This window comes from Psychrobacter sp. AOP31-B2-9 (assembly GCF_052378005.1).
Taxonomy (GTDB): domain Bacteria; phylum Pseudomonadota; class Gammaproteobacteria; order Pseudomonadales; family Moraxellaceae; genus Psychrobacter.
This window is the reverse complement of record NZ_JBQSXG010000076.1, coordinates 1-14,932: the sequence shown is the minus strand read 5'-3', so window position 1 is coordinate 14,932 and position 14,932 is coordinate 1. Positions and strand designations below refer to the sequence as shown.

General features: G+C 41.6%; 12 protein-coding genes. 6 read left to right on the top strand and 6 right to left on the bottom strand.

What is annotated here, in order from left to right; translation table 11 throughout:
* Positions 1-228: 228 nt before the first annotated feature.
* Both ACT3SX_RS09575 and ACT3SX_RS09570 read right to left on the bottom strand, forming a co-directional pair.
* Entirely contained in the window at positions 229-1,158 is a 930-nt protein-coding gene (locus tag ACT3SX_RS09575; RefSeq protein WP_192519754.1) for a LysR substrate-binding domain-containing protein, read from the bottom strand.
* A 159-nt stretch (positions 1,159-1,317) separates the two neighbouring features.
* Entirely contained in the window at positions 1,318-1,902 is a 585-nt protein-coding gene (locus tag ACT3SX_RS09570; protein WP_192519753.1) for an HAD family hydrolase, read from the bottom strand.
* Positions 1,903-2,315: 413 nt separating this feature from the next.
* Between ACT3SX_RS09570 and ACT3SX_RS09565 the strand changes: the two genes are divergently transcribed.
* From ACT3SX_RS09565 to ACT3SX_RS09550, 4 genes are all read left to right on the top strand, one after another.
* On the top strand, positions 2,316-4,283 hold the full coding sequence (locus ACT3SX_RS09565; protein ID WP_192519752.1) for an AmpG family muropeptide MFS transporter: 1,968 nt from the start codon (positions 2,316-2,318) through the stop codon (positions 4,281-4,283).
* The gene (prmC, locus tag ACT3SX_RS09560) at positions 4,280-5,185 is read left to right on the top strand and encodes a peptide chain release factor N(5)-glutamine methyltransferase (RefSeq protein WP_192991844.1); all 906 of its coding nucleotides are present in this window, start codon (positions 4,280-4,282) and stop codon (positions 5,183-5,185) included. The genes ACT3SX_RS09565 and prmC overlap by 4 nt, the downstream gene beginning before the upstream one ends.
* A 64-nt stretch (positions 5,186-5,249) precedes the next feature.
* Positions 5,250-6,044, top strand: coding sequence for a HesA/MoeB/ThiF family protein (locus ACT3SX_RS09555; protein ID WP_192519750.1), 795 nt, complete (start codon positions 5,250-5,252; stop codon positions 6,042-6,044).
* 90 nt (positions 6,045-6,134) lie between these two features.
* The gene (locus ACT3SX_RS09550; protein WP_192519749.1) at positions 6,135-7,448 is read left to right on the top strand and encodes an ABC1 kinase family protein; all 1,314 of its coding nucleotides are present in this window, start codon (positions 6,135-6,137) and stop codon (positions 7,446-7,448) included.
* Here ACT3SX_RS09550 and ACT3SX_RS09545 read toward each other — a convergent pair.
* Entirely contained in the window at positions 7,445-7,933 is a 489-nt protein-coding gene (locus ACT3SX_RS09545) for an Lrp/AsnC family transcriptional regulator (RefSeq protein ID WP_192519748.1), read from the bottom strand. The two genes, ACT3SX_RS09550 and ACT3SX_RS09545, sit on opposite strands and share 4 nt — an antisense overlap.
* 217 nt (positions 7,934-8,150) lie before the next feature.
* Here ACT3SX_RS09545 and leuA point away from each other — a divergent pair, with 217 nt between their 5' ends.
* Together leuA and ACT3SX_RS09535 are read left to right on the top strand one after the other, a co-directional pair.
* Positions 8,151-9,935, top strand: a complete 1,785-nt coding sequence (leuA, locus tag ACT3SX_RS09540) for a 2-isopropylmalate synthase (protein WP_192519747.1) — start codon at positions 8,151-8,153, stop codon at positions 9,933-9,935.
* 250 nt (positions 9,936-10,185) lie between these two features.
* Positions 10,186-10,806, top strand: coding sequence for a hypothetical protein (locus ACT3SX_RS09535; RefSeq protein WP_192519746.1), 621 nt, complete (start codon positions 10,186-10,188; stop codon positions 10,804-10,806).
* A gap of 144 nt (positions 10,807-10,950) precedes the next feature.
* On the opposite strand, the gene accC is transcribed toward ACT3SX_RS09535, so the two are convergent.
* From accC to ACT3SX_RS09520, 3 genes are all read right to left on the bottom strand, one after another.
* Complete coding sequence (accC, locus tag ACT3SX_RS09530) at positions 10,951-12,306, bottom strand: acetyl-CoA carboxylase biotin carboxylase subunit (RefSeq protein ID WP_192519745.1); 1,356 nt, start codon at positions 12,304-12,306, stop codon at positions 10,951-10,953.
* 156 nt (positions 12,307-12,462) lie between these two features.
* Positions 12,463-12,891 (bottom strand): acetyl-CoA carboxylase biotin carboxyl carrier protein, encoded by a 429-nt coding sequence (gene accB, locus ACT3SX_RS09525; protein ID WP_192519744.1) that lies wholly within the window; start codon positions 12,889-12,891, stop codon positions 12,463-12,465.
* 412 nt (positions 12,892-13,303) lie between these two features.
* The gene (locus ACT3SX_RS09520; RefSeq protein WP_192519743.1) at positions 13,304-14,671 is read right to left on the bottom strand and encodes an MATE family efflux transporter; all 1,368 of its coding nucleotides are present in this window, start codon (positions 14,669-14,671) and stop codon (positions 13,304-13,306) included.
* Positions 14,672-14,932 lie beyond the last annotated feature (261 nt).

Genomic DNA, 14,932 nt, shown 5'->3' with positions numbered 1-14,932 from the left:
AATATAAAGGTAAGTGTTGGTACGAGTAACAATAAAAAGCATCGCTATTCAATGATGGCGATGCCTTTTATTATTTACTTTTTGAAACGGTCCTTTTCAAGCTTATACCATTCATAAGAATACGATTAGCTGTGTCAAAATCGCTTAGCCTACAACGTGTAGTGCTTGCACTCTTTTTCCTTGCTACTCTAATTTTTGTGAATGGTATTAGAACGTTATTAAATCAATCTACTGGCTAAACTGTTTTTGACAAAGCTCCATAAAAGCACGCCCATACTGACGAATTTCTGCATCATCACGTACCGCCATCCAACTGGTAAAGCGACCAAAGTGGTCCACTGGAATCGCGGTTAAGTTCTGATAATGGCTCGGCTCAAATGCCATTTCGGCAATGATACCAATACCTAGACCAAGGCCAACATAGGTGCTAATCACATCAGCATCCAGTGCTGCTAGTACGATATCAGGCTCTAACCCTGCCTCATAGAAAGTCTTGTCAATTGCTCCACGTCCAGTAAAACCGCCGTGATAAGTAACGATTGGATAGCTAGCAAGGGTCGGTAAATCGATAGATTCTAGGCTAGCAAGTTCGTGATCGCTTGGCACAATGACACGATGCGTCCAATCATAATAGCGATAGCACCGTAGATAATTATTGTGTAGTAGGGACTCAGTTGCAATACCAATATCAGCTTGCCCACGGATCACCATCTGTGCGATGGTTTCAGGATCTGCCTGTTGAAGTATCAGATTAACCTTAGGAAAGCGATCTTTAAACTCTTTAACCACTTGCGGCAACACGTAACGTGCTTGTGTATGAGTAGTTGCAATGGTGAGCGTGCCAATATTTGGGTTATTAAAATCAAGGCTAAGGTTTTCAATGGTGCGAATTTCAGCGAAGATGGCCTCAATGTGAGGCATGAGCGCTGTACCCATGGTTGTCAGCCCTGTTAGTCGTTTGCCTTGACGGACAAAAACTTCCGTTTTTAGCTGATTTTCAAGTGCCGCTATATGTTTAGATAGACTTGATTGGCTGGTATGCAGTACGATAGCTGCCTGACTTAAGTTATAGCCATTAATCACCGTGTGCCATACTGTCTCCAGCTGTTTGAGCTGAATTTGTAAGTGTCGTTGATTGACTACTACGTCGATTGCCATAACCTAATCCTATTATCTAAATATACAAAATCCGTCTGTATACATAAAATAAATATGTATAAACATGCGATAAGTAAACAGTGTAAAACAAAGCTATTATTCTTGTATATAATAAATAGCTATCAATTTATACTTTTTTGGAATATATATTTTAAGTATTCAAAAATGTTGATAGAATTTTTCATCTGCCAGACTGAGTAACTCGTTATCTTCTGGCGTATCTCCGTATGCGTATACAGTGCTAAAATTACTCAGATTGTATCTGTGTTCAACTAACTGCTTTTTTGTTATTCCGCTACAATCACCATTGATATAGTTGCCTGTCAATATACCGTCAGCGACATCTACTTCAGTGCATATTAAATCCAATCCATGTTTGACACACCATGGATTGAGATATAAGTCTAGAGATGCCGATACAATAACGACGACATCACCTTTTTGTTGATGCCATTTTATTTTTTCAAAAGCATTAGGTCTGACATAACGAGGTATTATCAACTCAGAGAAGGCTTCCCCTTTTATTCTAAGCTGTTGTTCACTCCTTCCTTTAAAAGCAAAGTGATAGACCTTTTTTCGAATTTCGCTACCTTGTAATAGACCTAATTTGTATTTCACAACAGTTGGTAATAAGATGACTTTACCTGTATTAATTCTGCTTTTAGGTGCTGCAAATAATAAGAATTTGGTAAAGGTATCTGTGTGGGTAATAGTGCCATCAAAATCAAATAAAGCGATATCCATAGGTGCTATCTCGTATTATTAGGGCATGGGTCATGTTAATTTTTTACACATAGCGTCTACTTAGACAGTTGTTGTATAGCTCTTTCGTACTATAGTCGGTGAACTACTCAACCACTACGGCATTAGTCTCCTTAGACATACTACTTGTACGATCTGCAGTCGGCAGCCTTGTGCCCATTTTAGAGCTCTTGGACTATATAGTCGGTTGAATAGAAAAATATTATTAGAATGTCTAGTCAAGCTAGGTGTTCTGAAGTACCATAATTGAATTTTGTTCTAATGAACGTATTTTTACAACGTAAAGCAATTTTTATCGATCCTTATTGTTAATAATCGATATCAATGATGGACAGTAATGATTGATAAAAATTGTGCGCGGTTGTGTTCTTTTTCTCAAGTGTTGGTGAGTTATTATGTCTGCTGTCAAATCTGTGCCGCCCAATCAGCCAGTTGCCAAAAAATCATGGGGAGAAGCGGCGAAAGCTTATTTAGACCCACGTGTCATGATTATGTTGTTTTTGGGTTTTTCAGCAGGTATTCCCATACTGCTTATTTTTTCTAGTTTGTCATTATGGCTCAGAGAAGCTGGCATCGATCGTGGCGTTGTGACCATGTTTAGTTGGGCCGCGCTCGGTTATTCATTCAAGTTTATCTGGGCACCATTGATTGATGCGTTACCTGTACCGTTTTTGACTAAGTGGTTGGGACGTCGACGCAGTTGGATGGTGGTATCACAGCTACTTATCGTTCTGGCTATTTTCCTAATGGCCAATGTGAATCCTGTAAGCGAAGCTGTTTTAGTTTATATGGCAGGAGCTGCCGTATTATTAGGATTTTCTTCTGCAACCCAAGATATTGTCATCGATGCATATCGCATCGAACTTGCGCCGCCATCGATGCAGTCTATATTGTCTTCTGTTTATGTGTCAGGTTACCGCATTGGTATGATTGTCGCAGGGGCAGGTGCATTATATTTGGCAGATTTTTTTGGCTCGAATGAGACTTTTTATAGTTATGAGGCATGGCGTAATACTTACTACATCATGGCAGGTGTCATGACGTTAGGGGTATTGACCACATTTGCCAGCTATGAGCCAACGGCTGAGACGTTGCAACACAAAAAGCAGAAGAGCAATCTTAAGGTGTTCTTGATTTATTCTGGTTTGCTATTAATACCAGGATTGATTTTTAGTTTGATATATCTAATCAATATTGTGATCAACAAAGTATTCAGCAGTACCCTAGCGCTAATACCATTAATGGCCATGCCAGCGATTAAGTTTTACTTTTTGGCCTTGGTTGCTTGTGCGCCTTTATTGCTGTTGTACTTCATTATCAACCAACCTAAAATTATCAATAAAGCTCCATTAGTCGCTGAAACTCGCGAAGATTACGTAAGATTGGTATTGCTGTTTGTATTCTCTGTCGTCGCGTTTATCATGGCTTATGTCTTGATTGGACCATTATTTCCAGAGTTCGAAGGCGCGTTTTCTAGCTTCCTTGTAGAAACATTACATCTGCTGATAAGTTTGGGTGTGGCGATGGCTGCAGGTTATGCACTCGTACAAGTAGGGTTGGTCAAAAAAGAAGTAGCGATGGCCACTTGGGTTGAGCCGATTTTAGATTTCTTTAGACGCTATGGTAAAAAGGCATTTTTATTACTGGCGCTCATTGGGTTATACCGTATTTCAGATATTGTTGCAGGTGTCATCTCCAACGTCTTTTATCAAGACATGGGCTTTAGTAAAACAGATATCGCCAACGCAGTGAAGCTCGTCGGCGTGATTATGGCGATTGCGGGTGGGTTTTTAGGTGGGCTATTAGCACAGCGTTTCCGTATGATGCATGCCATGATGATTGGCGCGATTCTTGCGTGTGTGACCAATTTGTTATTTGTGCTACTTACTTACAATCCAGGCAGTTTGCCATTTATGTATGTTGCGGTCATATTTGATAACTTAGCAGCAGGGCTTGCTAGTGCAGTGTTTATTGCTTTCTTATCAGCGTTGACCTCCATACGTTTTACAGCAGTTCAGTACGCTATTTTCTCATCACTTATGACGTTGATTCCTAAAGTAATGGGCGGATACTCGGGTGCTATCGTCGATAACATGGGCTATCCATTTTTCTTTATCTTTACCTTTGCGATTGGTATCCCGATTCTGGCGCTGATTTACTATGTCGATAAGCATATCGTCATTGGTGACAACGATGATATTTATGGCGATGATGAGGGTGATAATAGTGGTGGTAATAAATTAACTAAAGCTAACTCAAAATTGGATAGCTCTAAAGAGCGGCCACGTGTTTCAGATCGATGGTTGTCTTTGGTTTTTATCTCATTATTCGTTATGTACATTATTTTTAAGAACTATATATGATCGCATCGACCATTCGTCAGATAAAGCAGCACATTCAGCAATTGACGAATGAGGCTGCAAACAGCAAACTACCATCGTTTTGGCTAACGGACTGGTTATTGTATGTCGTTGATAAGCCTGTGATAGCGCTAATCACAGATGAAGGTTATCAACTAACAGACAGCGAGCTTGCGCAGTTCAATTCAGGTGTGACCAAGATGCAGGCAGGAATACCGCTTGCATATCTGACGGGTCAGCAAGCGTTCTGGTCGCTCACGTTTACTGTCAATGAGTATACGTTGATTCCTAGACCCGACACAGAAGTGTTGATTGAACAAGTATTAAATGGAATAAGTGCTCAGCCAAAGAGTATGGATGATGACAATAGACAGAAACGTTTACTGGATTTAGGTACTGGTTCAGGTTGCATCGCAATCAGCCTAGCGCATGAGCTAAAGGCAAAAAATCTTGGTCCTACAGACGATAGCTGGCAAGTGGTCGCGGTTGATTTGTCGTTAGAAGCATTAAAAGTCGCTAAGCACAATGCGGCTATCAATAACGTTGCTGATATTGAGTTTATACAGAGCAGTTGGTATGAGAGTCTGCCGACTGATGATAGTCAATTATTCGATGTGATTGTGTCCAACCCACCTTATATTGATGAAGAGGATGAGCATTTGGCTAGTTTAGTTGCTGAACCTATTAGTGCGTTAAGCGCACCTAATCACGGACTGGCGGATATAATAAATATTGTCGAACAGGCACCGAAGTATCTGCGTGTAGGTGGGTTATTAGCGATTGAACATGGTTTTGACCAAGGATCTGCTGTTCAACAGCTGTTTCTGGATAATGGCTTTGAGTCTGTGCATACGGTAAAAGACTACGGTAATAATGACCGTGTGACGCTTGGACAGTTTCAGTAAGTAGGCTTGTATAGATAAATTTGTTTGATAATAAGTTTGGAATAGTAGTGGATAAGGGTTAAATATGGCACTCTCATTAGAGGCAGGGCAGCTGCTAGACGAAGAACTGTTGTGTTATGCGCGGCAGATATTGCTTGATGGCTGGGATATTGATGCTCAGATACGTCTGAAGTCGTCTCGTGTGGTTATGATCGGAGCGGGCGGTCTAGGTTGTCCTGCTTCTGAGACGCTAGTGCGTGCAGGACTTGGGCATATTGAGCTAATCGATGATGATGTGATTGAGGCCAGTAATTTACAGCGTCAGACGCTATTTTTACCCGAAGATATCGGTAAGCATAAAGCACTGACAGCAGCGCAAATGTTAGCGCGCATTAATCCATTGATTACGGCTTGCGGTGCAGTGGCGCGGTTGAAAGAAGACAATGCCTACGAGCTGCTCAACATGGCAGCAGTAAAGCCTGATTTGCTTTTAGACTGTACGGATAATTTTGCCACACGTGATGTGATCAATCGTATTAGTGTGCGTTATCAGATTCCATTGTTGTCTGCTTCGGCAATTGCGATGCAAGGTCAGTTAGCACTGTATGAACCACATTTGAACACTGGCTGCTATCATTGCGTGTTTGGTTCAGTTGTGAGTGATACAGAATCTGATGAGCGTACTTGTGCTAACTCAGGCGTGCTTGCTAGTACGACTGCGATTATGGGAAATTTACAAGCCAATGCCGCTCTACAATACCTTGGATTAACCAAAAATCCACTGAAAAACAAGCTGCTCATATGGGATGGTAGCCAAATGCAGCAGCGATTAATGGGCTATCGACAAGATAAAGAGTGTCCTGTTTGTAGCAGTCATTAGCATCTCCTTACTGTATGCACTACTGCGCTAATATTTAATGACATCAGCATTTATTCTAAAATATCCTTTCTATCACCATAGTTGTTTCTTATGAAAATTCACCGTCCGCATTTATTAAAGCATACATTCAATGTTGTCAATCGTGTTCGCCAAACTGCGAGTGTCGCTGGTCTGTCTGCACTCAGAGTAGCGAAAGGTGAAAAACCTGACGCGATGCTATTAAAAGACACTTTTGAACAATTGGGTACGACTTATATCAAAATTGGCCAGTTTATTGCGAGTACGCCGTCTTTGTTTCCACGTGATTATGTCAAGGCATTTCAGAGCTGTTTGGATCAAACCACGCCATTGTCTTATGCTTATATCGAGCAAGTATTAAAAGAAGAGTTGGCCGTTGATGGCATGACGCTTGATGATAGGTTTGCCCATATCGATCCGGAGCCATTGGCGTCCGCTTCTATTGCCCAAGTGCATGCCGCACGATTGCACAATGGTGATGAAGTGGTATTAAAAGTACAAAAGCCTAACGTTGAAACTATTATGCAGACGGATTTAGGCGTACTGCATGGTGTGACTAAATTGCTTGAAATCCTGATGCCATCGATGAAGTTTGCCAGCATTGCGCCAATTATCGATGAGATTCGTTTGCGTATGTTAGCTGAGACTGACTTTATCGCTGAGGCGCAAAACATTCGCGATTTTCAGCAGTTTTTGACCGTATCAGGTAACACTCGTGTGACAGCGCCCACGGTCTATGACGCGTTGACGACTAAGCGTGTACTGACCATGAGCCGTCTATATGGTGTTTCCATGGTAGAGGAGTCATTAATGCGTCAGTACTGCGCTGATCCTGCACAAGTGATGGCAGACACGTTAAATACGTGGTTTGCTAGTCTAATGCTTTGTAATAGTTTCCATGCTGACCTGCACGCAGGGAATTTGATGCTATTGACAGATGGCCGCATTGGATTTTTAGACTTCGGTATCGTTGGTAAGCTAAAAGCAGAAAGCTGGCGGGCATGTATGGGTATGATGCAAGCTATGCAAGACAGCGACTATCAAGCAATGGCGCAACATATGATTGATATGGAAATGACGCATGGTGGCAATCAGGTCGATGTCGTGGCACTGGGCGATGACCTACAGCGTATGATGAAGACTATCATGGCAGAGGATAAAGCCTTTACCAGTGGCGTACCTTTTAATAGTAAAGAGCAAGCCGATGAGCTGAATCAAATGATGCTTGAGATTGTGGAAGTGGGTAAGCGTCATGGTATTCATTTTCCACGTGACTTTGCGTTATTGACCAAGCAGATGCTGTATTTTGATCGGTTCATGCGTACGCTTGCACCAGATATGGATATGTTCAGTGATCAGCGTGTGCAAATGTTAGGACAAGCCTAAACTACGCTACGGCTAAATACTTCCCGTAATTCAAAGCTGGTATGTACTTGCGCGACGCCTTCGATACGGTTTAGCCGATGTAGTAAAAACTCTTCATAATGTGTCATATCGCGTACTCTAACTTTGATAAGATAGTCTTCGGTACGACCAGTGACAATGCTACAGCTAACGACTTCTTCAAAGCTCTGTATTTTGGACTCGAATTGTTCAAAGCGTTCAGCAGTATGACGATCCATACTGATCGCGATAAATACGGCCAATGGATAACCAAGCTTTTGCGCATCTGTTTTGGTGTAATAGCCAGTGATAACGCCCGCATCCTCTAAGCGTTTAATACGGCGGGCACAAGGTGTGGCCGAAAGGTTCACGTGTTCCGCAAGCTCGGTCACACTCATACGTGCTTGTGTCTGTAATAAGCGTAATAACTTTCTATCGGTCTCATCTATATCGGCTAAAGAAGGTTGAGGAAAATGATGGTTTAGCATATTTTTGGATTTATTAGAGGATTTAGCTAATTATAATTACTATTGCATAGGATTTCACTAAAATAACCTAAAATTATATAAAATAAAGCCGATTTCTGTTTCATGAACTTTGATATTATAATCACATAAACATTGGTTATCTCGTATGAGGCAGATTACCCGAGTCATCTACCATTTAGCTAAAAACATAAATTCCCATACCATTTAAGGATTGATTATGTCTGACCAAGCCACGCGCACTGTAGCCGCTACGACTGCAAAGACCACACCAAAAAATGCCGCTTTTGATTATAAAAAATATCGTCCATTTGCCTTTGCACCATCGTTACTAGATCGTACTTGGCCGAGTAAGACAATTGAGAAAGCACCGATATGGGCAAGTGTGGATCTGCGTGATGGTAACCAAGCACTCATTGATCCAATGACTATCGAACAAAAAATGCGTTTTTTTAAAACCTTAGTAGATGTGGGTTTTAAAGAGATTGAGATTGGTTTTCCATCAGCGGCACAGGTTGAGTTTGATTTTGCTCGTAAGCTTATCGAAGAAAATCATGTGCCTGATGATGTAACTTTGCAAGTTTTGGTGCAGGCTCGTGAGCATTTGATTGCTCGTACTTTTGAATCATTAAAAGGCGCGAAGCGTGCTATTGTCCACGTGTATAACTCAACTTGCCGCATTCAACGCGAAAAAGTATATGGTAAAGACAAAGCTGAGATTAAAGAAATTGCGATTGCAGGTGCCAAACTATTGCAGCAGTATGCGGCAAAATATCCTGAGACAGAGTGGGTGTTCCAATACTCGCCAGAAAGCTTTAGTCAAACAGAGACCGAGTATGCAGTAGAAGTCTGCGATGCCGTCTGTGACGTATGGCAGCCACAAGCAGGTCAGGAAGTGATTCTTAACTTGCCAGCGACGGTGGAAGCCTCTACGCCTAATGTTTTTGCCGATCAAGTTGAATATTTCTGCCGTCATCTTGCTCAGCGCGAGCATGTGATTGTTAGTTTGCATACGCACAATGACCGTGGCTGTGCGGTTGCTGCGGCTGAGCTTGGTGTGTTGGCTGGTGCCGATCGTATTGAGGGTACGTTGCTTGGTAATGGCGAGCGTACGGGTAATATGGATATCATGGTAATGGCGATGAACTTGTTTAGCCAAGGTATCGATCCAGAGCTTGATTTCAGTAATATGAGTGATATTGTTCAGGTAGTCAGTGAATGTAATAATTTGCCTGTGCATCCGCGTCATCCTTATGTCGGCGAGTTAGTATTTACCGCCTTTAGTGGCTCACATCAAGATGCTATCAAAAAGTCTCTTGACTACAATGAAAAGCATCAAGATGAAACAGAAAATGTTTGGGATGTGGCCTACTTACCGATTGATCCGGCGCATATTGGTCGTAGCTATCAAGATGTGGTACGTATCAACAGTCAGTCTGGTAAAGGTGGTGTCGCTTATATCTTGCAGCGCAATTATGGCTTTAACTTACCACGTTGGATGCAAATTGACTTTAGCGGTGTGGTGCAAAAGCAAGCGGAAAGTGCTGCACGTGAGTTGCAAAATGATGAAATATTACAAACTTTTGAAAGCACGTATTTGCAGCAAGGTGAATTTGAGCTACTAGACTATAGCGTCAATAACAAAGGCGGAGCAGTGTGCTTTGACGGTCAAGTGCAGATGAACGACGAAACCATCAATATTGCTGGGAAAGGTAATGGACCATTGTCATCATTCATTGATGGTATTGCTCAGCATACTGGTAAGTCGATACATGTCATTAATTATGCTGAACATGCAATCAATCCGCAGCACAATAGTGGTGATGGTATCGATGATGATACCAATAGCGACAACAAAACCAATGCCAATGCAGCGGCTTATATACAGTTAAATATTGATGGTGATGTTTATTCAGGGATTGGTACTTGTAGCAGTACTGTATCGGCTATGCTTAAAGGTGCATTATCAGCCTTTGCTCAAGCAGCCAATAGTATCGCCGCGTAATATCAAAAGGCATTCGTTTAATACAGCAAAAAACATCACCGCTTTTTTCTACAAGCAAGAAGCGGTGATGTTTTTTTTGTATAGGAAAAAGCTTAGCAGTTTGAGACCACACTATCTCAAGATAACCTACATTCGAGCTGCATAGACTGCCAAGAGTAATAGCATAATATTACTTGTGTTTTTGCTGTCTAAGACTTACGCTAATGTGTATAGCACCTATTATTATATTAATATAAACATAAGGTTAATTATGGAACCTATATCTTTTGCTTCACTTTCATTGGCATCTATTTTGGCTTCGGTACCTGCGAATGGTGAAATTGTGACTAAGCCTACCATTACCACGCATATCAGTCCGGCTATTGCAGGACAGTGGGAGATAGACTTGGATAGTCCGATCACAATGACCAACGAAGCTAGAGCTAGACAAGACACGTTAGAAGCTACTCAGCAGACAGAGAGTGTCGAGCCTGACGTAAAGACTGGTACAGAAGATGGTGTTCTGGTACAAAGCGAAAGGCGTATTGTTGATATTCCACCAACTGCTCATACAAAAACGAGTGCTTCTACTAAAGACTCAACTCAGTGCCGTGAGTTATATAACTTTGGTGCTGACAATGAAATGTGGGCGGTGAGTGGTGAAGAATGGACGTATAGTCGTTATTTAGTCACACACCGAGAAGAAGGTTTGCCAGTTATCGCTATTAGCACTGTCTATGATAATAATGAAGTAGATTGTTCTGGTAATCAGATTGATCAGAGCGGTGAGGCGTTGATTGCTTTTTTAAATCATGACGGCAACCAAATGCAGTGGTGTGCAGATCCAGAAGGAAACGAATGCTTTATGAATTTTCATAAGGTGTTGCCATAGTGATTTATAATCACTTGCGAGGACGTATTTTTTCGACCACGCTAATTGATTGTGAATCATAAATAGGATAAGAAATCTATCTGCATATAATAAAAAAAACCGCTACCTAATGAAGGAACGGTTTTTTTTATTTATATCAATAAATTATGATTTTTCTTTATTAGTGGTTAGAAGCTCTCTTTCAAGGTAATGAATGTTTTGCGCTTCGTGAACAAAGTTATCATCGGCTAAAATAACATCACGATGCATTGGTATATTGGTTTTGATACCTTCGATTACCAATTCATCTAGTGCATGTAGTGTTTTTGATACCGCTTGTTGGCGAGTCTGTCCATGACAGATAAGCTTGCCTATTAATGAATCATAATATGTCGGTATCTCATATCCAGGATACAAATGCGAGTCAAAACGAACGCCTGAGCCACTTGGTGCAAACAACTGATTGACAGTACCAGGACAAGGCATAAAAGTCGCTGGATCTTCAGCATTGATACGGCATTCAATGGCATGACCTTGAACATCAATTTCGCTTTGGCGGTAAGATAAACCATAACCTGCAGCGATTTTTAGCTGTTCAACGACCACATCAATACCAGTAATCATTTCGGTCACAGGATGCTCGACCTGTACACGAGTGTTCATTTCAATAAAGAAAAACTCGTTATTTTCAAATAAAAACTCAAAAGTACCTGCACCGCGATACTTCACAAGCTCGCACGCTTTTACACAGGCTCGTAAGATAGGTTCGCGTACATCATCTGGAATATCTGGTGCAGGCGCTTCTTCTAGGACTTTTTGATGACGACGCTGTAATGAGCAGTCACGATCATATAGATGGATGGCATTGCCATTGCCATCACCAAGCACCTGTACTTCTACGTGGCGTGGATTCTGTAGATAGCGTTCCATATAAACAGTGTCATCGCCAAACCACAACTCTGCCTCTTGTTTAGCAGCTTGTACTTGTCCGATAACCTCCTCAAAGCGTTCAACGACACGCATACCGCGACCACCACCGCCAGCTGCGGCTTTGATTAATAAGGGGAAACCAATATTACGCGCTTGTTCTTCAGCATTATGTAGAGTCACAGCACCAACAGAGCCTGGTACAGTAGGCACGCCTGCTTTTTTCATGGCATTAATAGCAGATACTTTATTGCCCATCAAGCGGATATGATCAGCGTTTGGGCCTACAAAGGTCAAACCTGCTTCTTCAACCTGTTCAGCGAACTCAGCATTCTCTGATAAAAAACCATAGCCAGGATGAATGGCATCGGCACCAGTGATTTCAGCAGCAGTTAAAATAGTATTAATATCAAGGTAGCTTTGATTGGCATTAGGTTTACCAATACAGATTGCCTCATCAACAAAACGTAAATGCATCAAGTTTGCATCAGCTGTGGAATAAACACCTACAGTCTCTATTCCAAGAGCTTTACAAGCTCGAACGATACGTAGGGCAATCTCACCTCTATTGGCGATGAGCAGTTTTTTTATCATGGGGTCATCCTTGTCGAAGCGGCAGTCATTGATAGAGTCGTTACTTTGGCATCGTGAATTTAAGTCATTATTGTCAATGCAATATAGCTTAAATTTAGATGCCAAATGATAATGGAACCTCAATCATAGTGAGATAAAGTGTGGCAAAAACAATCGTTACGCTTTATAGCGTATGACAGGTTGGCCAAACTGTACCACTTCAGAGTTATCGACTAAGATTTCATCAATGATGCCACTTTGAGTTGCCTCAAGTGGATTCATGATTTTCATGGCTTCAATAATACCAAGCGTATCACCAGCCTGTACTTTTTGACCTACTTTGACAAAAGGTGGGTCATTAGGGCTAGGTGCTGAGTAATAAACGCCAACCATCGGTGATGTCTCAACACTACCTGCTTTGACAGCTGGTTTTGCTTCAGCAGCAACGGGAGCAGCACCTGCTGCAGGTGCAGCCATCATCGTTGGAGCAGGGGCGTCGTAGTGACGAGTCAAACTAATGTGTTCATCGTCTGAGCTGATTTCTAAGTTAACCAGTTCACTTTCTTCCATGAGTGCGATCAGAGTGCGTATTTTTTCAATATCCATAGTTTTAATTTTGCCTTGTACTAAATTCGAGAAATAGTGTAACTAAATATTGTGTAGATAATTGCTAATGATACCTATATTCGTGCAAATGAGCAATCGATGTACAGTTGTTAACTGAATTTTTTTACATATTATGACGTAAGCTATTATACGAGTAAGAATTATACAAGGATTTATCATAGTCTATGTAACCAAGTAGCGCTAGTAATGGTTACTAGATACTAAGGCATGTCCTAAATTCAAACGAGTGCCCTCTAAATGGGCTAAAAATAGCTAAATTTTGCCAAACATCGTCAAATAGTTGGTCAATATCTTGATATTACCTGCACTATTTTCCTCGTTTAACGGCGATTTATCTTATTTTTATCACCATTTTTAAAATGAGGGCACACCCTAGGTTTACAGAAAGATATTAAGCCCATTTTGCTGTTAAGCGTTTTTGTTGATAACGCAGTCGTAAAGTCAGCAGGATGGACGATAAAAATAATCCTGTGATTAATGCCATCCAAAACCCTTGAGCACCAACGTCAGTAAAGCGTACTAAGTAAATACCGAGTGGTAACGCCACTAGCCAATAGCAAAATAGTGTGACCCACATTGGCACGGTGGTGTCTTGCATGCCACGCAATATACCAGCGATATTGACTTGCCAACCATCAAACAATTGATAAGCCAATGCAAAGATAAGTAGGTGCATGGCTTGTGCCCTGACGATAGGATTGTCTGTAAATGCCGCTGCCAGCTGTGGCCTAAACAGCCAAATACCAAGCATACAAGTGAGTGCAATCAACACTGTCCAAATTAAGCCTGTGGCTTGCACTTGTCGCAGAGCCATAATGTTTTTTTCACCAAAACGATTGGATATCATGATTGTCAGCGCCATGGCGACTGATATGGGTATCATGAATAGTTGGGAGGTCACTGACAGTGCTACCTGATGCGAAGCCGTTGCTATCTCGCCTAGTGGACTGATGACCAATGCGCCCAAACTAAATAAGCTGGCTTCAAAAAATATAGAGATACCAATCGGAATACCCAGTTTAAGCAGTTTTTTAATTTGTGCACGGTTAGGACTAGCAAAACTATAAAAGAATCGTGTGCTAGCAAACTGCTGCCGTTTTGTGAAGCTAGTATAAGCAGCAAGCAGTAGTACATTTATCCATAGCACAAAGGCCGTTGCAACGCCGCAACCTGCGCCGCCCATCTCAGGCATGCCGAACAAACCATGAATAAAAATATAGTTCAGCGGAATGTCTGCTAGTAAGCCGATGACACTAATGACAGTGACTGGTTCAGGTCGACCAAGTGCTTCGCAATAACTGCGTAGTACCGCATAGACGGCTAGGGCGGGGAAACCAAACGACACACCGTGAAGATACTGCGCGGCTATTGGCTGGATGTTTTCAGGTACGCCCATTATTCCCAGTATATTTGGAGCTAAATTAACCACGATAAAGCCAACAATACCAATGACACCAGCTGTCCATAAAGACTGCTGTGTGATATGAGGTACTCGGTTATGATCATTTTGCCCGATTGCTTCGCCAATGAGTGGTGTGGTAGCAATTAAAATACCAGTGGCCAACAAAAATAGAGGTAGCCACATACCAGAACCGACGGCAACTGCTGCCAAATCGAGCGCAGAGACTTGACCTGCCATAATGGCATCGACTACGCCAAGTGCTGCTTGGCAAAACTGAGTAATTAAGATAGGTAGTGCGAGCACACCTAAGCGTAAGCTGTAGCTTTTAAAATCTCTAAAGGATAATGGGAAAACCATAGTGAGCAACTTTTTATTTTTTACGGTATTTATTATGAATGAGCAACACCTGCCATCAATATAGTAATAGTGAGATAGGACGGTAGGAGTAGTGCCGACGATAATACTCCGATACATCATATGCGCAAGCTCATATAAGTGAAGTATGACAACAAAAACGAAGGCACTAAAATAAAAATAACCCGTTAATCTAAATAGGAGATTAACAGGTCATAAATAAATACGATGGTAAAGAAGCTGGGTTATAATGTCAATGTTTTA